The sequence below is a fragment of the Streptomyces sp. NPDC090108 genome (genome assembly GCF_044747185.1).
In the GTDB taxonomy this organism is placed as follows: domain Bacteria; phylum Actinomycetota; class Actinomycetes; order Streptomycetales; family Streptomycetaceae; genus Streptomyces.
Map to the genome: position 1 here is coordinate 446,885 of NZ_JBIVDQ010000002.1, position 23,636 is coordinate 470,520.

The window sequence follows — 23,636 nt, forward strand, 5'->3', positions numbered from 1 at the left end:
ACCCACGGCGCGACGGCGCCTGTCCGGTCCGCCGGCCTCGGTTCAGTCGACCGCCAGGCGGTAGACCTGCCGGGAGCCACCCTCCGGGCCGGGTGCGGCCGCCTCCGCCGGGCTGAAGCCGAGGCGCTCGTAGAAGACGCGCCCGCCGCCCGCCGCGGCGCCCGGGTGGTCGGGGCCGAAGGTCACCACCTCGATGGTGCCCGGACCCCGTACGAACCTGCGTGTCGCGCTGTTCACGAGCGCGCGGCCGACACCGCGCCGCCGCGCCTCCGCGGACACGACCAGCCAGTGGATGTGATGCACGGGCGCGTGCCCGGCACCGAACAGCAGCCCGCCCAGCAGTCCGGACGGCGAGCTCGCGACGAGCGCCGTGGAACGGCGGACGTGCCGTTCGAGGACGCGATGGAAGCCGGGTTCCCCGGCCATCGGACCGAACCACTGCTCGACCTCGGCCGCGAGCCCCACGAGTGCGTCGATGTCGTCTTCCCGCGCGCTTCTCAGGATCACGAGGGCAGTCTCCCAGACGGGACGGGTGTCCGCGCGGGCTCGATCCGGCCGCGGACGACACCCGGCGCGGACCCTCCCAGGCCGGCCCACGGACCTCCCCCGGACCCCGACCGGTCTTCCCCGGCCGTCGTCCACGGACCCTCCCCGGCGGCAGGCGGACCCCGCTAGGGTCCTGCCCATGCGATCGCACCGCGTCGTGACGCTCACGGCCACCCTCAACGAGTACGCGGCCGTTCTCAAGCAGCTGAGCGATCAGGAGTCGCTGAACTCGAAGTCGGGCGTGCCCTACACCGTGGGAAACCTCGAAGTGGGCCGCGGCGCCTGGGAGATGTGGGCCACCTGCATCGGGCAGGGGAACGTGAACGCGGCCCTGCAGGCCAGCCAGGCCATCCAGGACCTCCAGCCGGAACTGATCGTGTTCCTCGGCACCGCGGGAGGGCTGAAGGAGGACGTGCGCCTCGGAGACGTCGTCTTCGCGACGAAGGCGTACGGGTACGAGACCGGGAAGCAGACGGACGAGCGCATGCTCGCCCGCCCGGACATCGCGCTGGCCGACCCGCGGACCGTCGGATTCGCCCGCAGGCTCGCGGCCTCGGAGAAGTGGCGGCCGCCCCGCGGCGGACCGGCGGCCGGGCAGGAGCTCGAGTCCCCCTGGGCGCACGTCGAACCCATCGCCGCCGGGGAGAAGATCCAGGCGGGGCGCCGGGAGGAGTTCCGCGCGCATCTGCGTGAGTCCTTCAACGACGCCGTCGCGGTGGAGATGGAGGGCCTCGGCTTCCTGACCGCGGCCCAGCAGTGGAAGGGGATCACCGCCATGGTGATCCGCGGGATCTCCGACCTCCTCGCCGACAAGTCGCCGAGCCAGGACGCGGTGGTCCAGCCCGTGGCCTGCGACAACGCGGCGCGCTTCCTGCGCGACCTGCTCACCGACCTGTGGCCCGAGGGGGAGGACCCCGCCGGGGGCGTCCGGAGCGACGCCGCTGCCCGGACGCGGACCCTGTTCGACCCGGTGACCTTCATGGCCGCGGATTCCGCCGACGCGGCCGACGGCAGAGCGGTCTTCAGCCGCGGGGATCTGCCCGTGGTCGATCTGACCGGCGAGACGGTGGGTCCGGCCTACCAGCTCGTGCGCGAGATCGGCCGGGGATCGCTGAACGCCGTCTGGGAGGCCGAGGAACGGGCCTTCGGACGCACCCTGAACCGGGTCGCGGTCAAGCTCCAGCCGCCGGACACGACCAAGCGCCACCGGTACTTCGCCCGGGAGGCCGCCACCATGGCCGCCTTCGACAGCCCCTGGGTGATCCCCTACCGCGCGGCCGGGACCATGAACTCCGGTCGCCTGGAAGGCTGGAGCTACATCGTCACCGGACTGGGCGGAGGCTCGCTGAGGAACTGGATCGACGAACGGCCGCTCGCCGGCGAGGACCTCGGGCTCATGCTGCTGGACATCGCCCGGGCGCTCCACTACCTCCACCTCGGCGGCCTGGTCCACGGCGACGTGAAACCGGCCAACATCCTGCGCTACGAGGGCCGCTGGGTGCTCGGCGACTTCGGACTCACGCAGCCGACCGGGGCCCAGGAGACCGAGGGGACGCTCGGCTACATGGCTCCCGAGCGGTTCGAGGGCCGGGTGGTCACGGCGAACGACGTGTACGCGTTCGCGGTCACCGCGGTGGTCGCCGCCTGCGGTGTCTGGCGCAACGAGCGCCGCACCGTCGACAGCACCATGAGCAGGGTCGCCGAGTACCTCGCCACCAACGTCCGCAGACGGCCCGAGTGGGACCCCGAGGCGTTCCCGGACGCCTTCTCCCAACTACTGAGACGCTGTTTCAGGGACGACCCGCGCGAACGCCCCGGCATGGCCGAGGTGATCGACTGCCTGGAACAGGAACTGCGGATGCCTCCCTCCTGAACCGGGCGGCGAGTTGTGGCTGTAGCTACACCTGTGGCCGTAGCCGTAGCCGCAGCCGTACCGGGGTTCCCCCCGCAGGGGCTTCCCGGCGCGCCGCTCACCACCGCCGCGCGGTCTCCGACAGCCGCGTCGGCGGCAGGTACTCCCGTACGTATGTCCGCTGCCAGCACGCCCCCGTGTCCCGCAGTTCCCGCCAGGTGCTGTAGCGGTAGTGGAAGAGGCGGGCGCGGACGTAGCGGGGCGGGGTGTCCGCGGGGAAGGGGGAGCGGCGCAGCAGCCGCAGGGTGTCGCGGTCGTTGTCCAGCAGCCGTTCCACCAGGCCGCCGAACCATTCCCCGGCGTAGCCCGGTGACAGCGCGGCGAACCACATCAGCCAGTCCAGGCGCAGATGGAAGGGGGCGAACTGGCGCGGCCAGTGCCGCAGGTCGCCCGGCTTGCCCCGGAACTCGTACTCCCGCCAGTCCGCGTCCTCGCGGGGTGCCTCGTCCAGCGTGCCCTCGACCACCACCTCGTAGCGGATCCGGCTGACGCTGCCGAAGGCGCCGTAGGTGTTCACCAGGTGCAGCGGGTCGAAGGAGCGGTTCATCACCTGACGGCGGGAGACCATGTTCGCCACCGGGTGGTAGCTCAGGAAGACCAGCAGCGCGGCCACCGCGAGCACCACGACCTCGTACCAGAGCGGTGCCGGGGGCACCGGCGGGGCGCCGCCGGGGATCCGGAGCGCCGACAGGGCGAGCACGATGGTGATCCAGTTCAGCCAGGAGAAGTTCCCGGACAGCACCAGCCACAGCTGGGTCACGATCATCAGCGCCGCGGCCGCCGAGGCGACGGGCTGCGGGGTGAACAGCAGCACCGGGACGACCAGCTGGGTGACGTGGTTGGCGGCCACCTCCGCCCGGTGCAGCGGCCGGGGCAGATGGTGGAAGAACCAGCTCAGCGGGCCCGGCATCGGCTGTGTCTCATGGTGGTAGTAGAGGCACGTCAGCTTCCGCCAGCAGGTGTCTCCCCGGATCTTGATCAGTCCGGCGCCGAACTCCACCCGGAACAGGATCCAGCGCAGCAGGAACAGCACGACGACCGGCGGCGCGACCTCGCCGTTGCCGAGGAAGGCCGCCAGGAAGCCGGTCTCCAGCAGCAGCGACTCCCAGCCGAACGCGTACCACGTCTGGCCCACGTTCACGATCGACAGATACAGCGCCCACGGCACCAGCCACAGCAGGATCCCGGCCCACAGCGGCAGCAGTGAGTCCACGCCGGCCAGCAGCGCGGCCGAGACCGCGCACCCCGTCCAGGCGCACCCGGCGAAGAAACGGTCCGAGTAGTGGAGATGGAACAGGCTCGGCGCCCGCTTGAAGGGGACGCGCGCGGTGTAGCGGGGGATCGGCAGCATGCCGCGTTCGCCCAGCAGGGCCCGGAACTGCGTCACGGCGACCAGGAACGCGACGAGGTACACGGCGGCCAGAGCCCGCTGGAAGACCAGCCGGCTCAGCCAGTAGTCGGGTGCGGTGAACCAGTCCACGGCCGTCTGCTCCTGCCTCCATTGTGGCCACCCCCGCGAGCACCCCTGCCGGCACCCCGCGCGACCACGCCCGTGCTCGCTCCGGGCCCGTCACTGCCTGTACCGCGTCACGGCGTCCGCGTAACCCGGCCCGCGGCCGCCGCCCAGCGGACCGCCCCCCTTCGCCCAGCGGACCGCTCCCTCGCCCAGTGGACCGCTCCCTCGCCCGGCGGACCGCCTGCGCCCGTGGACCGCCCCCGTCCCGCCCCCGTCCCGCCGGGTGGGCCCGGTCCGGTCCACCCGAAGAGCCGGTCCGGTCCACTCGAAGAATCGGACAAATGCTGGCAAGGTGGCCCCATGGTCGAACGGGCAGCGAGCGCCCCGTCACCCTCGGAGGACTGGCCCGCCCACCCGGATCCGATCCTGGCGCTCAACCGCATGGGCAGCTTCGACTGGGACCTGGACGCGGGGCTGTTCCACATGGACGCCCAGGCCCACGAGGTCTTCGACCTGCTCCCCGGCGAGTACGACGGCCGGCCCGAGTCCCTGGTGGCACGCGTGCCGCAGGCCGAGGGCGCCCGGCTCGACGCGGTCGTGTCCCAGGCCATCAAGGAGGGCCGGGAGAACTACGGCGCCTACTTCCGCATCCGCCGCCGCGACGGCACCTGGCGCTGGACCCACACCCAGGGCTACATCCGGCGCGACGAGTCCGGCCGGCCGCTCAGGGTCGTCGGCATCGTGCGCGACGCCACCGAGGAACTCGCCGACAGCGGCGCCCGCGGCGCGCGGTCCGCCCAGGACGACGCCTTCCGCAAGCAGACCAACGTCGTCCAGGTCATCTCCGCCGCCCTCGCCCACGCCCGCAGCGTGCAGGACGTCATCGACGTCCTCAAGGACACCCAGGGCGTCCGGCACGTGGGCGCGGCCAGCCTGGTCATGGGCCTGGTGGAGGCCGGGCGGATCCGGCTCGTGGCGGAGGGCCCGGCCGGCAGCTTCGTGCCCGGCACCGGCCTCACCCGGATCGACGACCCCTACCCGATGAGCGAGGCCGTCCGCACGCTCGCCCCGCGCTTCATCGAGTCGCCGGAGGAGTTCGCCGACTGCTACCCGCTCCTGTGGCAGCACATCACCGGCCTGCACATCACCTCCGCCGCCTACCTGCCGCTGATCGCCCAGGCCCGCCCCATCGGCGCCATCGGGCTGCTCTACAACGACCGGCGCGGCTTCTCGGCCGAGGAGCGGGCCGTGCTGGTCGCGCTCGGCAGCAGCATCGCGCAGAGCCTCCAGCGGGCCATGCTGTACGAGCAGGAGAAGGACCTCGCGCAGGGGCTGCAGCAGGCGATGCTGCCCCGTACGATCCCCAGCGTCCCCGGCGCGGACGTGGCCGTGCGCTACCGCTCGGCCGCCCTCGGCCGGGACATCGGCGGCGACTGGTACGACCTGATCCCGCTGCCCGGCGGCGGCTCCTCCGGGGGACAGGTCGGCGCGGTCATCGGGGACGTCCAGGGCCACGACACCCACGCGGCGGCGGTGATGGGCCAGCTGCGGATCGTGCTGCGCGCCTACGCCGCCGAGGGGCACCCGCCGGCCACCGTCATGGCCCGTGCCTCCGTCTTCCTGCGCGATCTCGACACCGACCGCTTCGCCACCTGCCTGTACGCGCAGGCCGACCTGTCCACCGGGCTCGTCCAGGTGGTCCGCGCCGGGCACCTCGACCCGCTCGTCCGCGACGCCGACGGCAGCTGCCGCCGGGTCCCGGTCCAGGGCGGTCTGCCGCTCGGCCTGTCCGCCGAGTTCGGCCGCCTGGAGTACCCCGTCACCACCCTTGAGCTGGAGACCGGGGACACCCTGCTGCTGTGCACCGACGGACTCGTGGAGGAGCCCGGCACCGACCTGGACGACGGCATGCGCGACCTGGCCGCGCTCGTCGTCGGCAGCCCGCGGGACGTGGACATGGGCGGCCTCGCCGACCGGCTGATCGAGGCGGCCGAGCGCCGGGGCGGCGACGACGACATGGCGCTGCTCCTGCTGCGCCGGCGCGGACCGTCCGCCGCGCGGGCCGGGGGCCGGCTCCGCCGTTATGTGGCCCCCGGCGACTCCGAGGCGCTCTCCCGGACCCGCCACATGATCCGGTCCGCGGTCCGCGCGTGGCACGCCGGGAGCCGGGCCGACGACATCGAGCTGGTCGCCGACGAACTGGTCACCAACGTGCTCATGCACACCGAGTCCCCCGCCTGGATCACCCTGCGGCTCCTGGAGGGCGGCGACCGGCGGGTGCGCATCGAGGTGGAGGACTCCTCCAGCGCCCTGCCACGCCGCCGCGAGGCGCGGGCCGACGGCGTCTCGGGACGCGGACTGCTCCTCGTCGACCGGCTCGCCGACGCGTGGGGCGTGGAGGCGCGCGGCGGCGGCAAGGCGGTGTGGTGCGAGTTCCGGGTGCCCCCGGGCGAGGACGCACCCGCCTGACGCCGGGGAGGCACCCCCCGGGGCGTGCGGCGTCCCGTGTGGCCCTGTCGGTGGCGGATGGCACTCTGGAGCCATGCCGGAACTGCCCGAGGTCGAAGCGCTGAAGGACTTCCTCACCGAGCACCTGGTCGGCCGCAGGGTCGCACGGGTGCTGCCGGTCGCCGTCAGCGTCCTGAAGACGTACGACCCGCCCCTCACCGCGCTGGAGGGCGGCGAGATCACGGCCGTGCGGCGGTACGGCAAGTTCCTCGCCCTGGAGACGGACGCCGGCCCGATCCTCGTCACCCATCTGGCCCGCGCGGGCTGGCTCCAGTGGAGGGACCGCCTGCCGGACGGGCCGCCGCGCCCGGGCAAGGGCCCGCTGGCGCTGCGCGTCGCCCTGGAGACCGGCGAGGGGTTCGACCTCACCGAGGCGGGTACGCAGAAACGCCTCGCGGTGTACGTCGTCCACGATCCGCGGGAGGTCCCGGGCATCGCCCGCCTCGGCCCCGACCCGCTGGCCCCCGGCTTCGACGAGGCCGCCTTCGCCGCCCTGATCGAGGGGGAGAGGAGACGGCTGAAGGGCGCCCTGCGCGACCAGTCCCTGATCGCCGGCGTCGGCAACGCCTACAGCGACGAGATCCTGCACGCGGCGAAGATGTCGCCGTACAAGCTCGCCGGGTCGCTGACCCCCGAGGAGACCGCCGTGCTCTACGCAGCGCTGCGCTCCACCCTCACGGAGGCGGTCGAGCGCTCCCGGGGCCTCGCCGCGGGACGCCTGAAGGCGGAGAAGAAGAGCGGCCTGCGGGTCCACGGCCGTACCGGCGAACCGTGCCCGGTGTGCGGGGACACCGTCCGCGAGGTCTCCTTCAGCGACTCCTCGCTCCAGTACTGCCCGACCTGCCAGACCGGCGGCAAGCCGCTCGCGGACCGCAGGATGTCCCGCCTGCTGAAGTGATCCCCGTGACCCCCGCCCCGGGGCCGACGAGCGGGCCGGCCCGCGTCCCCCGGTGGACTACTCGGCCGCCCGCAGCGTCACCAGCGGCTGCCCGTCCGAGGTGCGCACCTCGTAGCGGGCGATCTCGTCCGGATGCAGCCAGGAGCCGACCGTGGTCGTGGTCGTGCCGGTCTCGTGCGCGCCGATGTCCCAGCCGCCGAGGATCTGCTCCGAGCCGTCCTGTCCGATGACGACCAGCCGGCACGAGTGCGCTCCGGAGGCGTCCTTCACGCTGAGGTCCAGGGCGCTGCCCCACTCCTCGTCCTTGGCGGTGACCTGGGCCCATACCCCGGTGCGCGCGTCGGTCGCCGCGGTGACCCCCGGCGCGGGCACGCCCCGCTCCGCGTAGAACAGCGCCCCGGAGCCGGACACGGCCAGCACCACGGAGGCGGCCAGGCCGTACAGGAAGCGGCGGCGGCGCGCGCGGTCGCGGTGGGCGACCCCGTCGAGCAGCCGCTCCAGCAGCCGGGGGCCGGGCCGGGTCAGAGCCGGCACGAAGCGCGGAGTGGCCTCCCGGTACAGCATCAACTGCCGTGCCGCGGGGCGGAATCCGGTCACCTCCGCCGTGCACTGAGGGCACTCCATGAGGTGGTCCTCGAAGCGGAAGGCGTCCGCCTCGTCCAGCACGCCGAGCGCGTACGCGCCGACGTCGCGATGCCTTTCCAGGGACCTCATGCCGAATCCTCGTGCCTATGGGTGCGGGTGGGGTTACTCGTTGCACCCACCGGTACGCAGGGGACGGCCGAATCACTCAAGCCGCGCACGGAAATCACGGCGGAGGTATTCGGAGCGGTCCGGGCCGCGGATTGGTGCGATTTCCGGAAAGTTTCGGGGAGCCGCCGGCGGCGCTCCGACGGCGCTCTGGCGAGTCCTCCCGGCACCCCCGATGTACCTTCGACGCGCCCGCAGGCGTACCTTCGACGCGTCCGCCGGCGTGCCCTCAGGGGCCTTCGGGCCGGGGTCTCAGAACAGGTGGATGGCGAGGTGCCCGAGCGGCAGCCCCAGCTGCCAGGCCGGGGTCCACACCTTGGGCCCGTCGTCCTCGCCGGGCCCCGCGCCGCCCGGCACCGCGTCCAGGTCGGGCGCGAGCAGCTCGGTCTCCTCCAGCCAGCGCCAGGCGTCGTCCGCCAGCGCGAGGTCGGGCGAGGGCACGGCCGACCGCGCCGCCTCGGCCGTGAGCTCGGCCAGCCGGTCCCGCACCCAGTCCTGCCACGGCTGGTCGTACGCCGTCAGCGACAGCCAGGTCTCCAGCTGCGAGATCACCCGGACCGAGGAGAGTTCGCCCTCGGTGTCGGACAGGAAGACGGTCAGCGCCAGCGCGTCCCGCCCGGCCCGGAACTCGAACGACGTCGGCGGCATCAGATCGCCGGTGCGCAGCAGTTCGTCGGCGATGTACTCGGCGTAGAACCACGCCATGGGAACGTCCAGTTCGCCACCGCCCGTGCCGCCCGTGCTCTCTTGACCTCTGTTGTGCAGCATCCCGTCCTGCCCTTCTCCGGTGCGTGCGTGCCGCTCCGGACCCGACCCCCGACCGGAAACCTGGATGAGGACAGCTGAGTGCCCGGACGGGGGTGGCGGCAAGGCGCTTTGCCGAGGCTTGACCCGGCTCCCGGTTTCATCCCAGGTCGGTGGCGTATCCCGGCAGAACCCTGCGCAGGGCGCGCAGCGCGTAGTACGCGCGTGACTTCACGGTACCGGGCGGGATTCCGAGGGTCTGGGCCGCTTCCGCCACACTGGCCCCGCGGAAGTACACGAGGACGAGGACGTCACGGTGTTCCGGTGTGAGAGTCTTCACGGCCTCGCGGACGTCCAGCGTCGCCACGGCCCGCTCGGCGTGGTCGGCGGTCACCCGCGCGTCCTCCGGCACCTCGTCGCCGACCTCCGGCGGGCGGGCCCGCCGGGCCCGCCGGGCGTCGATCGCGAGGCGCCGGGCGACGGTCAGCAGCCAGGGGCGGACCGAGTCGAAGTCCTCGGCGTGCAGGGCCTCCGGATGCTGCCAGGCCCGTACGAGGGTCTCCTGCACGAGATCCTCGGCACGCTGGCGGTCCCCGTCGCTGAGCCGGAGCAGCAGCGCGAAGAGCGGCCGGCCGTGCTCGCGCTGGAGCGCGGCCAGCTCGTGCTCGGCGGTCGTGGTCCCTCGGGCGGTGGTGGTTACGGCCGTCATGTCCGTATGGCAGCGCAGGGGGCGGCCGGGGGACAGGGGCCGTGCCCGGCTGTGCGACGGGCGGTCGGTCCCCGGCGGCGAACGGTCGGCCGGGAGGTCCGCGACGGCACGGTCCGCCACCGGACGGGCTAACGAGAGCGCCGGGACTGTTTGCGCCGCGAGTCAGCTTCGTACCCATATGCCTGTCACGGCTTTGTCTGTCAATACGACAACTCAGGCAATACGACAACCCAGGGGTGAGCAGATGTTCGGACGCAGGCATCAGGTGGCTCTCGCGCTGACCGCCCTCCTCACGGCGGCCGCCGCCTGCCAGAACCAGGAGCGGACCGAGCCGTCCGCGACCGCGCACCCGGCGCCGGCCGCCGCCCGCGGCTTCACGCTCGTCGCGTCGGGCGACATCCTGCCCCACAGCTCCGTCCTGGAGCGGGCGAACTACGACGCGGGCGGCAACGGCTACGATTTCCGCCCGATGCTCGCCGCCGCGCAGCCGGCCGTCGCCCGCGCCGATCTGGCGCTGTGTCACCTCCAGACGCTCTCCGCGCAGCCCGCCCTCACGCCCCCGCCGCAACTCGTCCGCGACCTGGCCGCGGCCGGCTACGACGGCTGCTCCACCGCCTCCGACGGCTCCCTGGACGACGGGATCCAGGCCGCTCTGTCCGCCATGGACCAGGCCGGGCTGCGGCACGCGGGGACCGCCCGCAGCGAGGAGGAGGCCCGCACGGTCCCCCTGCTGAAGGCGGGCCCGGCCAAGGTCGCGCACCTGTCCTACCCCGAGGACGCCGACGAACGTCAGATGATCGCCGACGCCCGGACCGCGCGGCGGGCGGGCGCCGACGTGGTGGTCGTCTCGGTCCGCTGGGGCACCGCCTGGCAGGACGCGCCCGACCAGCGGCAGGTGGCCCTCGCCCAGGACCTGACGGCCTCGAAGTCCGGCGGCCGCCCGGACATCGACCTGATCCTCGGCACCCACACCCAGGTCCCGCAGGCCTACGAGAAGGTGAACGGGACCTGGGTGGTCTACGGCCTCGGCGACCAGATCGCGGGCGAGACCAGCAACGCGAGCGGCGCACGGGACTCCCGCGGCGACGAGTCCACGCTCGCCCGCTTCACCTTCGCCGCCCCGGCCCGCCCCGGCGGCCGCTGGGAGGTCACCAGGGCCGAGTACCTGCCCCAGACCTACGACGTCGACGCCGGCCGCGTCGTCGACCTCGGGCAGGCGATCGCCGGCGGCGCGGAGCTGACCGCCGCGCGCGACCGCGTCAGGGACGTCGTGCTCAGCCGGGGAGCCGCCGGGAGCGGACTCGTGGCCGGACAGTGATCACTCGGCGGGCGGCCGCCCGGCGAGCGCCGAGTGGCGGTAGGAGTACCCGAAGTAGATCGCGCAGCCGATCACGAACCAGACGGCGAACCGCACCCAGGTCTGCCACGTCAGGTACGTGATCAGCCAGAGCGAGAAGACGGCGCCCAGCGCGGGCGTGTACGGCATCCACGGCGTACGGAAGCCGCGCGGCAGGTCGGGCCGCCGGTGCCGCAGCACGATCACCGCCACGCACACGACCACGAACGCCAGCAGGATGCCGATGTTGGTGAGTTCGGCCGCCTGGCCGATCGGCACGAAACCGGCGATCAGCGCCGACCCGGCCCCGACGATCCACGTCACCCGGGTCGGCACGTGCCGCGTGGGGTGCGTCTTGGCGAACCACCGCGGCAGCAGCCCGTCCCGGGACATCGAGAACCACACCCGTGTCACCCCGAGCATGAACGTGAACATGACCGTCAGGATGCCGATGATGGCGCCCACCGCGATCACGTCCGCGAGCCCGCTCAGCCCGACCGCCTGGAACGCCGACGAGAAGCCGCTCTCCGGGTCGATGGACCGGTAGTCCTGCATGCCCGTCAGGACCAGACAGGCCGCCACGTACAGCACCATCGCGATGATCAGCGAGTAGACGATCGCCTTCGGCATGTGCCGCTGCGCGTCCTTCGACTCCTCGGCCGCCGTCGACATCGCGTCGTACCCGAACACCGCGAAGAACACCGTGGCCGCGCCGGTGAACGTCCCGCTGATCCCGTACGGGAAGAACGGGTGGTAGTTGCCGGTGCTGATGTGGAACGCGCCCACCCCGATGACCAGCAGCACCACCAGCACCTTCAGGGTCACCACGACCGTCTCGAAGCGGGCCGCGCTACGCATGCCCCGGTTGAGCAGCCAGGCGATCAGCAGGCACAGCAGGGCCGCGAACAGGTCGACCCGGTGCCCCGCCCCGGTGCCCGGCGCGCCCTGCATCCAGTCGGGCAGGTCCGCGCCCAGCTCCTCGACCAGGAACCCGAAGTACCCGGAGATGCCGATGGCGACCACCGCCACGATCGCCGTGTACTCCAGCAGCAGGTCCCAGCCGATGAACCAGCCCGCGAACTCGCCCAGCACCGCGTACCCGTAGGTGTAGGCGGATCCCGCCTTCGGGATCATCCCCGCGAACTCGGCGTACGACAGCGCCGCGCAGGCGCTCGCGACACCGGCGATCAGGAACGACAGCAGCACGGAGGGTCCGGCCGTCTCGTTGGCCACCGTGCCGGCCAGCGTGAAGATGCCCGCCCCGATGATGCCGCCCACGCCGATGGCGGTGAGCTGCCACAGTCCGAGCGACCGTTCGAGCTCCGCTCCCGCCCCGGCCTCGGTGTCCTCGATGTGTTCGATCGGTTTGCGGCGGAGAATCCCCTCACCCATACGGATCTTGGCCATGCGCCTCACCTCTTCTCCGAAGGCAAACGGCTGACGGCCGATCATGATGACGCAGGGGCGTGCTCTACGGAAGACGCCACGCACGGCCGGTTCCGGTCCGGCTGCGACGCGCGCGGCGCCGCGGATCCGCTCGTACACCTGCCCGGACATTCGTACAACCGGCGGTTGTAGGGTGCCCGGCGCCGGTTGTTTGATCCCGAGGCCACGGGCCCGCTTACATGGCCCTGGATCAACGGGAGGTTGTACATGAAACTGGGGCGGCCCTTCGGCTGGCTCTGGGCGGCGTACGCCGTGAGCGCCGCCGGAACCTGGCTGGCCTTCGACGCCTTCGCGGTGATCGCGGTCGTCGTGCTGCACGCCGGCTCCGCCGAGGTGGCGCTGCTGGCGTCCGCCGGACCGGCCGTGGGCGCGCTGCTCGCGGTTCCGCTGGGACCCTGGACGGAATTCCGCCGCAAACGACCCGTCATGATCGCGGCGGATCTCGTGCGGTGCGCCGTCCTCCTCTGCGTCCCCGCCGCCCACGCCCTCGGTGTCCTCGGCTTCCCCCAACTGCTCGCCGCATCCGTCGTGGTGGCGGCCGCCGACATCACCTTCGGCGCGGCCTCCGGCGCCTGCCTCAAGAGCCTGGTGCCGCCCGCCGGCATGCTCACCGCCACCAGCAGGTTCGAGTCCACCACCTGGACCGCCACCGTGCTCGGACCGCCCCTCGGCGGCGCCGCGATCGGCCTGTTCGGCCCCGTGGTCACCGTGGCCGCCAACGCCGTCAGCTTCCTGCTCTCCGCGCTCGGCATCCGTGCCGTCGAGGGCGCCGAGCACCCTCCGGCACGGCCGCCGCGCGACGCGTCCCGCACCCGCGCCGCCGGCCTCCTGGAGGGCTGGCGGCATCTGCTCACCAGCCCGGAACTGCGCCCCCTGTTCCTCAACGCGGTCCTGGTGAACGGCCTGATCATGGCCGCCTCGCCGCTGCTCGCCGTCCTCATGCTCGGCAAGCTGGGCTTCGCGCCCTGGCAGTACGGCCTCGCCTTCTCCGTCCCCTGCCTCGGCGGCCTGCTCGGCTCCCGGGCGGCCCGGCCGCTGGCCGCCCGCTTCGGCCGCCGCCGGGTCCTGTTCACCACGGGGGTGCTGCGCGCCTGCTGGTCGGTGGGGCTCGCGTTCGTCCGCCCGGGCATACCCGGACTGGTCCTCGTCATGGCCGTCGAGCTGGGCCTGATCACGTCCGCGGGCGTGTTCAACCCGGTCCTCGCCGCCGAGCGCCTGGAGCGCACCCCGGCCGACCGGGTGGCCCGTACCCTCTCCGCCTGGTCGGTCGGCACCCGGACCGGCATCGCCGCGCTGACCGCGCTGTTCGGCCTGCTGGCCTCCCTCACCGGCCCGCGCCCCGCGATCGCCCTGACCGGCGTGCTCCTCCTCGCGACCACGCCCATGCTGCGCGGGTTCGCCAGGGAGCGCCTCCCCGGTCTTCGCGGGCCCGCGACGCCCGGCACGGCACCTCGCCGCACGGCCTGACCGCCCATGTACGCCCATGTACGCCCACGTACGCCCACGTACGCCCACGTACGCCCACGTACGCCCAGTGCGGGGGCGATCCGGCCGCACGCCGAGGCACACCGCTCCGGACGCCGCGGCCTGATCCGCGAAGACCGGAGAGACGCCCCCTAGGGAACGACCGTCACCGGCCAGCGGCCCGACTTCACGAGTCTGACCGCCACCGAGCCGATGATGCGGTGTCCCGCCTGTTCGGACGCGCCCACCACCACGGCGTCGGCCTTCAGTTCGTCGGCCGCCCGCACCAGCCCGTTGTACGGGTCGCCGCGGAAGGTGTGGAACTCCCAGCGCACCGCGTATATCCCCTTGAGCCGCTCGGCCGCCGCCCGGATCTGCGCGATCAGGTCCTCGGCGATCTCGTCGGTCACCTCCGCCACCGGCGCCCCGAGCGCCGCTCCCGCGGCCATCACCGGCTGGACGTACACCACCGCCAGCAGCGCGTTCTGACGCCGGGCCAGTCCGCTCGCGTACGCGGCCGCGCGCAGCGAGGAGTCGGAGCCGTCCACTCCGACGACGATGACCTTCGGGCCGTCCGTGCCCCGTTCGAACCGGTGCTCCGGCTGTTCGTGCCGCTCCGGCTGTTCGAACAGCTCGTGCCGCTCGTGCCGGTCGTCCTGCTCGTGCCGCTCGTGCTGTTCCGCCACGCCCGTGAGGCTATCGGAAGCGGTGGCTCCGGTCGGTGCCCGGTGCGCCGGCCCGGCGGTCCGCCCCGGAGCGCCCGGCGCGGCGCGCGGCTCCGGCGCACCCGTGGCACTCCGCCGCCCGAGGGGCGCGGGCTGCTCCGACCGGGTGTATTACCGCCGCCGCACCGGTGGAGTTGTGGGGCGGTCGCCGTTCGCGGGGCGACTGATGGGTCATGCAGAAGGATCAGTTGTTCACACGGCGCCGGCTGCTGCTCGCCGGCACCGCCGCGCTGGGGGCCGCGGGCACGGCGGGGATCATCATGGCGGGAGACGAGGAGAAGCCCGTCCGTACCGCCGCCCTCGCGGGTCCACAGGCGCGCCAGACGCTCAAGTCGTCCGCCTTCCGGCTCCAGCCGCTCGCCGGATACGGCCACCCGCGCGCCGTGCCGCGCAAGCCCGCGGTGCGGCACGAACCCATCATGCGGATCTCCACGAGCGGCCGGCACATGATGCTGACCTTCGACGACGGCCCGAACCCGGACTACACCCCGCACATCCTCGACACCCTCGCCAAGTACCGCGTCAAGGCGATGTTCTTCGTGTGCGGCGAGTGCGTCGTCGAGAACCGGGAGCTGCTGGCCCGGATGGCCGACGAGGGACACGTCGTCGGCAATCACACCTGGACGCACCCGCTGCTGACCGAGCTGGACCGGGGCGAGATCCGCTCCGAGATGGAGCGGACCAGCGACGCCATCGAGGACGCCTACGGGGACCGCCCGCAGTGGTTCCGCGCCCCCTACGGCGCCTGGAACCGCGCCGCCTTCCAGCTGGGCGCCGACATGGGCATGGAACCGATGGCGTGGACCGTGGACAGCCGCGACTGGACCACCCCGGGCACCGACACCATCGTCGACCGCGTCGAGGGCGGCGCCGACCCCGGTGTCGTCGTGCTCTCCCACGACGCCGGGGGCGACCGGACGCAGAGCGTGCGCGCGATCCGTGAGTACCTGCCCCATCTGCTCGACTCCGGCTACCGCTTCTCCGTGCCGCGCCGCCGCGTGGCCTGAGAAGACCGCGGCCCCTGCCGGCGGCCCCGGGCACACCGGGGGCGCGCCGGGCGGGGGCCGAGGGACACCGGCCGAGGTCCGGGCGGGGCCGTGGGGTGTGCACCGAGGTCCGGGCGGGGGCCGCGGAGCGCGCGCGGAGGTCCGTGAGGGGCCCGCGCCGCCCGGTCGCCGTGTGCCGGCTCAGCCGCCCGTGGCCAGGCGCGCGAACACGACGACGTTGCCGTCGTAGCCGTTCTGCTTGGAGAAGCCGCCGCCGCAGGTGATCACCCGCAGTTCCGGTGTGCCCTTCGAGCCGTAGACGCGGTCCCCGGGGAACTTGTCCTTCTCGAAGACCTCGATGCCGTAGATGTCGAACACGGCGGTCGTCCCGTCCTTGCGGGCGACCTCGACCCGGTCGCCCTTCTTCAGCGCCCCGAGCCCGTAGAACACCGCGGGGCCCTGCTGGTTGTCGACATGGCCGACGATCACGGCGGTGCCCTTCTCGCCCGGGGAGACCGCACCCGTGAACCAGCCGGCGAGGTCGGGGTTCTCGGGCGGCGGGGCGGCGACCCAGCCGTTCGCGTCCAGCCCGACGGACATGACCGGGGCGTCGACGCGGATCGCCGGGATGCGGATCCGGTCCGCGGGGGAGAACGGCATCGCCGGGGGTCCCGCGGCGAAGGTCTCCGGTGCGGAGGGCCGCACGTCCGGGGCGGCGGCGGAGGCGGGCTGGGGCGGCCCGCTGTCGAACTCTCCCGAGCCGTTGCGGATGAGCGCCAGACCGGTCAGCAGGACGAGCGCGATCATGCCCCAGGGGGCACGTCTGCGCCGCCGCTCCTCCTCTTCGGCCGGCACTGCCGGATCGGACGCATACATTCGCCATCCTCTCTCGACGCGGCCGTCACCACGTCCCGCCTGCATGGGAGAACGCTAAGTCCCCGGCACGCGGCGGGCGACGGGCCGACGGGCGAACGGGTGTCCCGTCAGCCTCGCGGTGCGCCATCCGAGTTGCAGTCCCGAGAGAATTTCTGACGGTCCGTGACCTGCGGCAATATCCGATTGTCGGGTTATCTCGCAGGGTGGCGTATCACCAGGACGGACCATTCTCGACGTGCGGGCGTGTTCCTGGGGTCTGAGGGTTCAGTCGGGAGGTCCTTTCTCGCCGATCGCCCGGGCACGAGGCCCGGGGTGCCTCCCGCGGAGGATCACATGCGAAACCAACGTGCCCTGGCGGCCGCGTGCGCCGCGGTCGCCATGCTCGGTTTGGCCGCCCCCGTGGCGGTCGCCGACGGCATGGGCAACGGGGGCGGCCCGTCCGGAGGCGGGGTCAGCCCGAACACCGGAACGGCGGTCATCGGAGGCGGCACCGGGATCGGGGGCACCGGGATCGGTCCCGGCGGCGGTGTCGTCATCGGCGGCGGCAACGGCAATTTCAACGGGAACGGCAACTTCAACTGCAACGGGAATTTCAACGGGAACGGGAACTTCAACGGCAACAACGGGAACTGCCGGGGCGGCAACAACAACTTCGGCAACGGCAGGGGCAACGACAACGGCCGAGGGAACGACAACGGCAGGGGCAACGACAACGGCCGGGGCAACGACAACGGCCGCGGCGGTGATTTCGGCGGGCGCGGCGACGACCACGGGCGCAACATCATCGTGACGCCGAACGTGGTCCCGGCCGGCGGCCGGCTCACCGTCACCGTGGACGGCTGCACCGGCGGCACGGTGTCCTCGCGCGCCTTCCGCACGGCCACGCTCCTGCCGGTCGACGACGAACGCTCGCGGGCCCGTGTCACCGTCGACCGCGACACCCGGCCCGGCCGGTACGACATCACGGTCAACTGCGGCGGACGCAGCCTGACGCGTTCCTGGGCCTTCACCGTGCTCGGCGGTGTCCAGGGCGGTCTCGGCGGCAGCAGCACCGCCGGGGCCACGCCGACGGACATGGCCATCGGGGGCGGGCTCGTGGCCTCGGCCGTGTTCGGGGGCGGCGCGTTCTGGCTGCGCCGCCGCGGCGAGAAGCAGATCTGACCCGGTCCCGGTCTTCCCCCGCGGAGAGCCCGGGACCCCGCACATCCCGGCAGGCCCGCGCCCCGGCCCCTCACGGGTGCCGGGGCGCGGGCCTGCCGGTCAGCCCTTGACGTTCGGGAACAGGTCGAGGAACGGTGCCGCGGTCGCCGCGATGCCCCGGCTGAACGGGGAGTCGAAGTCCCAGATGAGGAACAGCATGAAGGCGATCGTGGCCGAGAACAGCCCGGCGAGGATCAGTTCGCGCGCGGTGCGTCTGATCTGCAGGGCGAAGACCATGCCGACCGTGATGACCGCTCCCGCCAGCAGTCCCCACCACACCACGGGCGGCATGGTGGGCCCGGTCGAGTCCGCGCGCGCGTTGCGGGCCTGGTCGGCCGCGGCCATCTGGTCCAGCACCGGCTGGTAGGCCTGCGCCTCGAAGTCGTTCTTCGGCTGGTAGTCGGTGACGTCCTGGCGCAGCTGCTGCAGGAGCTGCCCGCCGCGTGCGGTGACCTCCTCATGGTCCGTCATGGACTTCCACTCGGTGTTCACGACGTATCCGACGTAGGTGTCGATGTCGTCGCGGACGCGGTCGCGCACGTCCGGCGGATAGACGCGGACCCGCTCCGAGATCTCGTGCAGCGCCTGGGCCTCCGCCTGCACGTTGTCCTGGGCGGCGCTGCGCGCCTCCCACACGCCGGCGATGGCCAGGCCCAGGACGATGGCGTACACCACCCCGATCCACATCGTCATGTACTCGATGACGTCCGGCGTCTCGCTGGGGTCCTCGTCGTCGGGCGCCCGCCTGGAGCGCACGAAGGTGATGACGACGACCACGGCACAGGCCCCCAGCATCCCGAGGACGAGAACGAGCCAATCGGACAACTGATGCCTCCAGGGGTGAGAACGGCCCGCATGTCAGCGCGGGCGCAGCGCCGCGACGGCGACGATCGCGGGGATGGCGATGAGCAGGACGTAGGTGACGGGTGACGTGGGGGACGGCGCCGGGTGCGAGTCGGCCTTCGGGTGGTAGGCCGGGTAGCTCACCGGTGCCGGAGCGGGCCGAGGAGTGGGGCTGGGCGGGGGAGCCGGTGCCGGCTTCGGCGCGGGCTTGGGAGGCGGCGGTGGCGGGGGAGGGGGCGGCGGTGGCGGCGGGACCGGCCGCGGCGCCGGTGCCGCGGGGGCGGGCGGCGGGGGCGGCTCGGGCTTCGGCGGTGGCTTCGGGGCCGGCGTCGGCCGCGGTTCGGGAGTCGGCTTCGGCTTCGGCGGAGGTGGCGGCGGGGGCGGCGGTGGTGGTGGTGGTGGCGTGGGAGTGGGTGTCGGCGTGGGCGGGCACGGCGGCGGTGTGGGTCTCGGACAGTGGTGAGGACGGCCATGGCCGTCTCCCACGCCCGCACCGGCGCCGGTGCCTCCACCGCCGGCCACGGCCACCGCCACCGTGCCGCCCGAGCCCGTCGAGGCGTACGCGCAGGCGTCGGCCGACGCGCTGCCCACCGGGCAGCCCGTCAGGGTCCAGGTCAGTGCCAGCAGCGCCAACCCCCGTGTGATGGAGGCATATCGGGTCGCTTCGGGTCCTTGCACGTCGGAGAGCATGAGGCGCCGGGGGCGATCTCACTCCACAGTGGGCCTGGATTGGTCCGAATGAGGGATAAAGCGTGATCCGTGGTTTGACGTACAGAAGTGTCACGAGTGGCCGGCCCGCGCGCCTGTGCGATCACCGCCGTCCCCGCGCCGCCGTGCCGCGCGCCGGAGGAAATTTCCCGCCACCTTTGAACACACCGCTCCCCGGGCCCGTACCCATGGCCGTGCGGCGGCGCGGCGAAGCGCTGCGATATCCAGGCGAATATGGGGAGTTGACGATGAAGACCTCGTGGCGGACCGCCTCGCTGGTGGCCACGGCCGCCTCGGTACTGGCGCTGACGACGGCGTGCGGTCAGGAGAACGCCGCTGCTCCGGCGCCGGTGGCCCAGAACGTCGGGGCCACCACCGCGGCGGGCGACTACGGCAGCTCGGGCACCGACACGGGCAACGGCTACGGCGCGGACGGCAAGGCCTCCGGCACCGCGCCGGCCGGCAAGCTGACCGTCGCCAGCAACGCCGACCTCGGCAGCGTGGTCACCGACGCCGCAGGCGTCACCCTGTACCGGTTCGACAACGACACCGCCAATCCCCCCAAGTCCAGCTGCGACGGCGACTGCGCCACCACCTGGCCGCCCGTCCCCGCCACGGACTCCTCCGCCGGCGCCGGCATCGACAAGGCGCTGCTCGGCGAGGTCACCCGCACCGACGGCACCAAGCAGCTCACCATCGGCGGCTGGCCCGCCTACCGCTACGCCAAGGACACCGGTCCCGGCGAGGTCAACGGCCAGGGTGTGGGCGGCAAGTGGTTCGCGCTCGCCCCCAACGGCAAGAAGGCCTCGCTGTCCGCCGTGCCGGGGCTGTCCGTGCGCAAGGACGCCAAGCTGGGCGATGTCGTCGTCGACAAGAACGGCATGACGGTCTACCGCTTCCTGAAGGACAAGGCGTGGCCCAAGTCCGTCTCGAACTGCACCGGCCCCTGCCTGGAGAAGTGGCCCGCCGTCGCCCCGGTCAAGACCGAGGACACCGAGGGCGTCCAGAAGAAGGGCCTGATGGGCTTCACCCGCCCCGACGGGGTCAAGCAGATGACCGTCAACTGCTGGCCGATCTACACCTTCTCCGGTGACAAGACCCCCGGAGACACCAACGGTCAGGGCGTCGGCGGCACTTGGTACGCCGTCTCGCCCGACGGCAAGCCGGTCGGCGCGCCGGGCAAGTAAGGATCCCCCTCCCCAGGGTCGATCGCCCCGCCCCGCCCGGCATCCGACCGCAGGTCCGCCCCCTCCGCACCGCACGGAGGGGGCGGACCGTTTCGTCGTACGGGCGCGGCGCGGCAGGCGCGCGGACCGCTCCCGCGCGCCTGCCGTCACCCAGCGGGGTCGTACCGGCACTTGCCGCAGGCAGTGACGGGGAACGGATGGTCAATTTCCGGTTCGGGTCGCTCCTTTGGCGGACGATCAGTAGCCTCAGCTCGAACACCGGATCGCCCGTCCCTGTCGCCTACGCCTTGGAGAGATACATGGAGCGTCCCGCCTGGGCCCCACGGAACATCGACATCTCCGTGCCGAGCGTCTCGCGTATCTACGACTTCTACCTGGGCGGTTCGCACAATTTCGAGGTCGACAGGGAAGCGGCCCGCAAGGCGATGGAGTTCCTGCCGGGACTGCCGAAGATCATGCGCGCCAACCGCGCGTTCCTGCGCCGGGCGGTGCGGTACGCGGCCGGTGAGGGCATCACCCAGTTCCTCGACATCGGCTCCGGCATCCCGACCTTCGGCAACGTCCACGAGATCGCCCAGGCCGCCGTACCGGGCGCGCGTGTCGTCTACGTCGACCACGACCCGGTCGCCGTGGCCCACAGCCAGGCCGTGCTCGCGGGCAACGAGGACGCGGACGTCATCGCCGCCGACCTGCGCAAGCCGCGGGAGATCCTCGCCAGCCCCCGGCTGACGGAACTGATCGACCTGAAGCGTCCGGTGGCCCTGCTGCTCGTTGCCATACTGCACTTCGTGGAAGACGCGGACGATCCCCGCAGCGCGGTGGCCGAACTGAGCGCGGCGCTCGCGCCCGGCAGCATGCTGATCCTCACCCATGCCTCCTACGAGGGCATCCCGTTGCCGGCGGAGCGGGCCGAGGGCGCGGTCGACGTGTACAAGGACATCCGCAACCCGCTGATCATGCGTTCGCGTGACGAGATCGCGCGGTTCTTCGAGGGGTACGACATGGTGGAACCCGGACTGGTCCCGATGCCGCTCTGGCGCCCGGAGACGGCCCCGGAGGACGAGGACCCGTTCGCGTTCTCGGGATTCGCCGGCGTGGGGCGCACCGCGTGAGCGCGGAGCCGGACGGCCCGGAGGACAGACTGCGCCGCCTGACGACGATCTGGGGCCGGGCCGTCTTCCCGGTCACCTCCACGTCGCTCACCCGCGTCGAGTTCGAGGAGCAACTGCTGCCCCTCGCACGCCGGCTGAGTGCGCTGCTGCGCGCGCACAGCTTCGACGCCGAGGAGGCGAAGGCGGTCGGCGCCGCCCTCGTCGGCGTCCACTGCACCGACCCCGAGGCGCTCACCCGCACCCTGGACTGCGTCGACGCCTACCTCGTCCTGTACTGCGGCGAGGACCGCCCGCAGGACGAACTGCGCATGCGCTCGTCCCGGTTGCAGCACGCCATGGCCGCCGGATACGCACAGGCCCTGCGCGAGCGGACGCTCGCCGAACAGGAGGCGATCGCGCAGGCCGCGTCGCGGGCCCAGGGTGTCGTCGCACAGGCGCTGCACGCCACCGAGGCCCGCTTCCGCGCCGTCTTCGAGGGCGCGGCGATAGGGGTCGGCATCGCCGACCTCAACGGCAACGTGCTCCAGGTCAACAGGGCGCTGCTGCGCATGTTCGGGCTCTCCGAGCCCAGTCTGCGCGCGCGCCGGGTCCGGGACTGGACGCACCCCGAGGACGCGCCGCAGACCTGGAAACTGTACGAGGAACTGGTGCGCGGCGAACGCGACCACTACCACGTGGAGAAGGCCTTCAACCGCCCCGACGGAACGGTCCTGTGGACCAATCTGACCGTCTCCCTGCTGCGCGACGCCGACGGGGAGCCGCAGTACCAGCTCGCCCTCATGGAGGACACCACCGAGCGGCGCCTGCTGCACCTGCGGCTGCGCTACGAGGCCACCCACGACGCCCTCACCGGACTGCCCAACCGCAGCCTGTTCTTCGAGCGTCTGGAGAAGGCGCTGGCGGCGGGCGAGGGCCAGCGGTTCGGCCTGTGCTACCTCGACCTGGACGGCTTCAAGACCATCAACGACAGCCTCGGACACGCCGCCGGCGACCGGCTGCTGGTGGAGGTCGCCGACCGGCTCCAGTCCTGCGCGACCGCGCCGGGCGAGATGGTCGCCCGGCTCGGCGGCGACGAGTTCGTGGCCCTGACCACCGGCCCCGGCACCGAGCGCGCGGTCGACGAGCTCGCCGAGCGCATCATGCACGCGCTCGTCACCCCGATCAGCATCGACGGCCGCGACCTGCTGGTGCGCGGCAGCCTCGGCATCGTCGAGGGCCCGGCCGGCGAACGCACCGCGGCGGAGGTCCTGCGCAGCGCGGACATCACCATGTACCGCGCCAAGTCGGCGGGCGGCAACCGGTGGGAGCTGGCGGACCCCGAGGCCGACGCCCGCGCGATCACCCGCCACGGCCTGACCACCGCCCTGCCGACGGCGCTGGAACGCGGCGAGTTCTTCATCGAGTACCAGCCGCTCGTCCATCTCGGCGACGGCAGCGTGCGCGGCGCCGAGGCGCTGGTGCGCTGGCTGCACCCGCAGCACGGCGTCCTCGGCCCGGACCGGTTCATCCCGCTGGCCGAGCACACCGGTCTGATCGTGCCGCTCGGCCGCTGGGTCCTGGAGGAGTCCATCCGCCAGGCCCGCGCCTGGCGCAGCCGTGAGGACGCCGGGGCATCGGCGGGCGGACCGCTGCGCATCAACGTCAATCTCTCGCCCTGCCAGCTCACTCATCCCGGGCTGGTCCAGGACACCGTCGACATCCTGGAGCGCGCGGGGGTCACCCCCGACGCGCTGTGCCTGGAGGTCACCGAGTCCGCCCTCATCGGCGCCGACGACGACCTGCTCAAGCCACTGCGCCGGCTAGCCGACATGGGCGTCGACATCGCCCTCGACGACTTCGGCACCGGCTACTCCAACCTCGCCAACCTGCGCCGGCTGCCGGTGAGCATCCTCAAGCTGGACCGCTCCTTCACCCGGGGCATGCAGCAGTTCCCCGCCGACCCGGTCGACCTCAAGATCGTCGAAGGCATCGTCTCGCTGGCCCACAGCCTCGATCTCGCCGTCACCGTCGAGGGCGTGGAGACGGGCGCCCAGGCCGAACAGCTGCGCGTCCTCGGCTGCGACACCGCCCAGGGCTGGTACTACGCCCGCCCGGGGCCGCCCGAACGCCTGCACGACCTGGCGCTGGTGGACGCGGTGAGCTGAGGCTCCGGCGCGGACATGTTCCCGCCGGTGTCCGTCCGGGATCTGGCCGTGAGGGCACCTGCCGGGCGACACTGGACGCGAGATCG

The 23,636-nt window shown here is 72.8% G+C and carries 20 protein-coding genes; 10 read left to right on the plus strand and 10 right to left on the minus strand.

Features of this window, described 5'->3' with window-relative positions; genetic code table 11:
* Window positions 1-42: 42 nt before the first annotated feature.
* On the minus strand, window positions 43-507 hold the full coding sequence (locus ACIPRD_RS07195; protein ID WP_356408020.1) for a GNAT family N-acetyltransferase: 465 nt from the start codon (window positions 505-507) through the stop codon (window positions 43-45).
* Window positions 508-685: 178 nt separating this feature from the next.
* Here ACIPRD_RS07195 and ACIPRD_RS07200 point away from each other — a divergent pair, with 178 nt between their 5' ends.
* Window positions 686-2,419 carry a protein kinase gene (locus ACIPRD_RS07200; RefSeq protein WP_401560755.1) on the plus strand — a complete coding sequence of 578 codons (1,734 nt, stop codon included), beginning with the start codon at window positions 686-688 and terminating at the stop codon, window positions 2,417-2,419.
* A 97-nt stretch (window positions 2,420-2,516) separates the two neighbouring features.
* On the opposite strand, the gene ACIPRD_RS07205 is transcribed toward ACIPRD_RS07200, so the two are convergent.
* Entirely contained in the window at window positions 2,517-3,938 is a 1,422-nt protein-coding gene (locus ACIPRD_RS07205; protein WP_356408014.1) for a lipase maturation factor family protein, read from the minus strand.
* A 336-nt stretch (window positions 3,939-4,274) separates the two neighbouring features.
* Between ACIPRD_RS07205 and ACIPRD_RS07210 the strand changes: the two genes are divergently transcribed.
* Both ACIPRD_RS07210 and ACIPRD_RS07215 read left to right on the plus strand, forming a co-directional pair.
* Window positions 4,275-6,383, plus strand: coding sequence for a SpoIIE family protein phosphatase (locus ACIPRD_RS07210; protein WP_356408011.1), 2,109 nt, complete (start codon window positions 4,275-4,277; stop codon window positions 6,381-6,383).
* A gap of 73 nt (window positions 6,384-6,456) precedes the next feature.
* Window positions 6,457-7,320: an Fpg/Nei family DNA glycosylase gene (locus ACIPRD_RS07215; RefSeq protein ID WP_401560759.1), complete on the plus strand. Its 864-nt coding sequence runs from the start codon at window positions 6,457-6,459 to the stop codon at window positions 7,318-7,320.
* Window positions 7,321-7,377: 57 nt separating this feature from the next.
* On the opposite strand, the gene ACIPRD_RS07220 is transcribed toward ACIPRD_RS07215, so the two are convergent.
* From ACIPRD_RS07220 to ACIPRD_RS07230, 3 genes are all read right to left on the minus strand, one after another.
* Window positions 7,378-8,034 (minus strand): zf-HC2 domain-containing protein, encoded by a 657-nt coding sequence (locus tag ACIPRD_RS07220; RefSeq protein ID WP_356408005.1) that lies wholly within the window; start codon window positions 8,032-8,034, stop codon window positions 7,378-7,380.
* Between the two features lie 288 nt (window positions 8,035-8,322).
* Entirely contained in the window at window positions 8,323-8,838 is a 516-nt protein-coding gene (locus ACIPRD_RS07225; protein WP_356408002.1) for a hypothetical protein, read from the minus strand.
* Window positions 8,839-8,974: 136 nt separating this feature from the next.
* Window positions 8,975-9,523: a sigma-70 family RNA polymerase sigma factor gene (locus tag ACIPRD_RS07230; RefSeq protein WP_356407999.1), complete on the minus strand. Its 549-nt coding sequence runs from the start codon at window positions 9,521-9,523 to the stop codon at window positions 8,975-8,977.
* A gap of 244 nt (window positions 9,524-9,767) precedes the next feature.
* Between ACIPRD_RS07230 and ACIPRD_RS07235 the strand changes: the two genes are divergently transcribed.
* Window positions 9,768-10,841 carry a CapA family protein gene (locus ACIPRD_RS07235; RefSeq protein ID WP_356407996.1) on the plus strand — a complete coding sequence of 358 codons (1,074 nt, stop codon included), beginning with the start codon at window positions 9,768-9,770 and terminating at the stop codon, window positions 10,839-10,841.
* Here the strand turns inward: ACIPRD_RS07235 and ACIPRD_RS07240 are convergent, their stop codons facing one another.
* A complete protein-coding gene (locus ACIPRD_RS07240) occupies window positions 10,842-12,266 on the minus strand; it encodes an amino acid permease (RefSeq protein ID WP_401560764.1) in 1,425 nt (474 codons plus the stop codon). It abuts the gene before it with no gap.
* A 246-nt stretch (window positions 12,267-12,512) separates the two neighbouring features.
* On the opposite strand from ACIPRD_RS07240, the gene ACIPRD_RS07245 reads away from it, so the two are divergent.
* Window positions 12,513-13,772 carry an MFS transporter gene (locus ACIPRD_RS07245; RefSeq protein WP_401560767.1) on the plus strand — a complete coding sequence of 420 codons (1,260 nt, stop codon included), beginning with the start codon at window positions 12,513-12,515 and terminating at the stop codon, window positions 13,770-13,772.
* A 149-nt stretch (window positions 13,773-13,921) separates the two neighbouring features.
* Here ACIPRD_RS07245 and ACIPRD_RS07250 read toward each other — a convergent pair whose 3' ends face one another.
* Window positions 13,922-14,401, minus strand: a complete 480-nt coding sequence (locus ACIPRD_RS07250) for a universal stress protein (RefSeq protein ID WP_401561870.1) — start codon at window positions 14,399-14,401, stop codon at window positions 13,922-13,924.
* A 266-nt stretch (window positions 14,402-14,667) separates the two neighbouring features.
* Between ACIPRD_RS07250 and ACIPRD_RS07255 the strand changes: the two genes are divergently transcribed.
* On the plus strand, window positions 14,668-15,501 hold the full coding sequence (locus ACIPRD_RS07255) for a polysaccharide deacetylase family protein (RefSeq protein ID WP_356407988.1): 834 nt from the start codon (window positions 14,668-14,670) through the stop codon (window positions 15,499-15,501).
* Between the two features lie 180 nt (window positions 15,502-15,681).
* Here the strand turns inward: ACIPRD_RS07255 and ACIPRD_RS07260 are convergent, their stop codons facing one another.
* The gene (locus ACIPRD_RS07260) at window positions 15,682-16,356 is read right to left on the minus strand and encodes a class F sortase (RefSeq protein ID WP_401560771.1); all 675 of its coding nucleotides are present in this window, start codon (window positions 16,354-16,356) and stop codon (window positions 15,682-15,684) included.
* Between the two features lie 333 nt (window positions 16,357-16,689).
* Between ACIPRD_RS07260 and ACIPRD_RS07265 the strand changes: the two genes are divergently transcribed.
* Window positions 16,690-17,517: a hypothetical protein gene (locus tag ACIPRD_RS07265; RefSeq protein WP_356407983.1), complete on the plus strand. Its 828-nt coding sequence runs from the start codon at window positions 16,690-16,692 to the stop codon at window positions 17,515-17,517.
* A gap of 99 nt (window positions 17,518-17,616) precedes the next feature.
* Here ACIPRD_RS07265 and ACIPRD_RS07270 read toward each other — a convergent pair whose 3' ends face one another.
* Window positions 17,617-18,381 (minus strand): DUF4239 domain-containing protein, encoded by a 765-nt coding sequence (locus ACIPRD_RS07270; RefSeq protein WP_401560774.1) that lies wholly within the window; start codon window positions 18,379-18,381, stop codon window positions 17,617-17,619.
* Window positions 18,382-18,414: 33 nt separating this feature from the next.
* Window positions 18,415-18,543, minus strand: a complete 129-nt coding sequence (locus tag ACIPRD_RS07275; protein WP_356407977.1) for a hypothetical protein — start codon at window positions 18,541-18,543, stop codon at window positions 18,415-18,417.
* A gap of 812 nt (window positions 18,544-19,355) precedes the next feature.
* On the opposite strand from ACIPRD_RS07275, the gene ACIPRD_RS07280 reads away from it, so the two are divergent.
* The 3 genes from ACIPRD_RS07280 to ACIPRD_RS07290 all read left to right on the plus strand — a co-directional run bounded on the left by ACIPRD_RS07280 (window position 19,356) and on the right by ACIPRD_RS07290 (window position 23,550).
* Entirely contained in the window at window positions 19,356-20,294 is a 939-nt protein-coding gene (locus ACIPRD_RS07280) for an SCO0930 family lipoprotein (RefSeq protein ID WP_356407974.1), read from the plus strand.
* A gap of 299 nt (window positions 20,295-20,593) precedes the next feature.
* Complete coding sequence (locus ACIPRD_RS07285) at window positions 20,594-21,406, plus strand: SAM-dependent methyltransferase (protein ID WP_356407971.1); 813 nt, start codon at window positions 20,594-20,596, stop codon at window positions 21,404-21,406.
* Window positions 21,403-23,550, plus strand: coding sequence for an EAL domain-containing protein (locus ACIPRD_RS07290; RefSeq protein ID WP_356407968.1), 2,148 nt, complete (start codon window positions 21,403-21,405; stop codon window positions 23,548-23,550). Before ACIPRD_RS07285 ends, ACIPRD_RS07290 begins: the two co-directional genes overlap by 4 nt.
* The last annotated feature ends 86 nt before the right edge of the window (window positions 23,551-23,636 follow it).

Bases quoted from the DNA above. Each gene is read 5' to 3' on its own strand.
- ACIPRD_RS07200 (WP_401560755.1), top strand. From the start codon at position 686: ATGCGATCGCACCGCGTCGTGACGCTCACGGCCACCCTCAACGAGTAC.
- ACIPRD_RS07210 (WP_356408011.1), top strand. From the start codon at position 4,275: ATGGTCGAACGGGCAGCGAGCGCCCCGTCACCCTCGGAGGACTGGCCC.
- ACIPRD_RS07215 (WP_401560759.1), top strand. From the start codon at position 6,457: ATGCCGGAACTGCCCGAGGTCGAAGCGCTGAAGGACTTCCTCACCGAG.
- ACIPRD_RS07220 (WP_356408005.1), bottom strand. From the start codon at position 8,034: ATGAGGTCCCTGGAAAGGCATCGCGACGTCGGCGCGTACGCGCTCGGC.
- ACIPRD_RS07225 (WP_356408002.1), bottom strand. From the start codon at position 8,838: ATGCTGCACAACAGAGGTCAAGAGAGCACGGGCGGCACGGGCGGTGGC.
- ACIPRD_RS07230 (WP_356407999.1), bottom strand. From the start codon at position 9,523: ATGACGGCCGTAACCACCACCGCCCGAGGGACCACGACCGCCGAGCAC.
- ACIPRD_RS07235 (WP_356407996.1), top strand. From the start codon at position 9,768: ATGTTCGGACGCAGGCATCAGGTGGCTCTCGCGCTGACCGCCCTCCTC.
- ACIPRD_RS07240 (WP_401560764.1), bottom strand. From the start codon at position 12,266: ATGGCCAAGATCCGTATGGGTGAGGGGATTCTCCGCCGCAAACCGATC.
- ACIPRD_RS07245 (WP_401560767.1), top strand. From the start codon at position 12,513: ATGAAACTGGGGCGGCCCTTCGGCTGGCTCTGGGCGGCGTACGCCGTG.
- ACIPRD_RS07255 (WP_356407988.1), top strand. From the start codon at position 14,668: ATGCAGAAGGATCAGTTGTTCACACGGCGCCGGCTGCTGCTCGCCGGC.
- ACIPRD_RS07260 (WP_401560771.1), bottom strand. From the start codon at position 16,356: ATGTATGCGTCCGATCCGGCAGTGCCGGCCGAAGAGGAGGAGCGGCGG.
- ACIPRD_RS07265 (WP_356407983.1), top strand. From the start codon at position 16,690: ATGCGAAACCAACGTGCCCTGGCGGCCGCGTGCGCCGCGGTCGCCATG.
- ACIPRD_RS07280 (WP_356407974.1), top strand. From the start codon at position 19,356: ATGAAGACCTCGTGGCGGACCGCCTCGCTGGTGGCCACGGCCGCCTCG.
- ACIPRD_RS07285 (WP_356407971.1), top strand. From the start codon at position 20,594: ATGGAGCGTCCCGCCTGGGCCCCACGGAACATCGACATCTCCGTGCCG.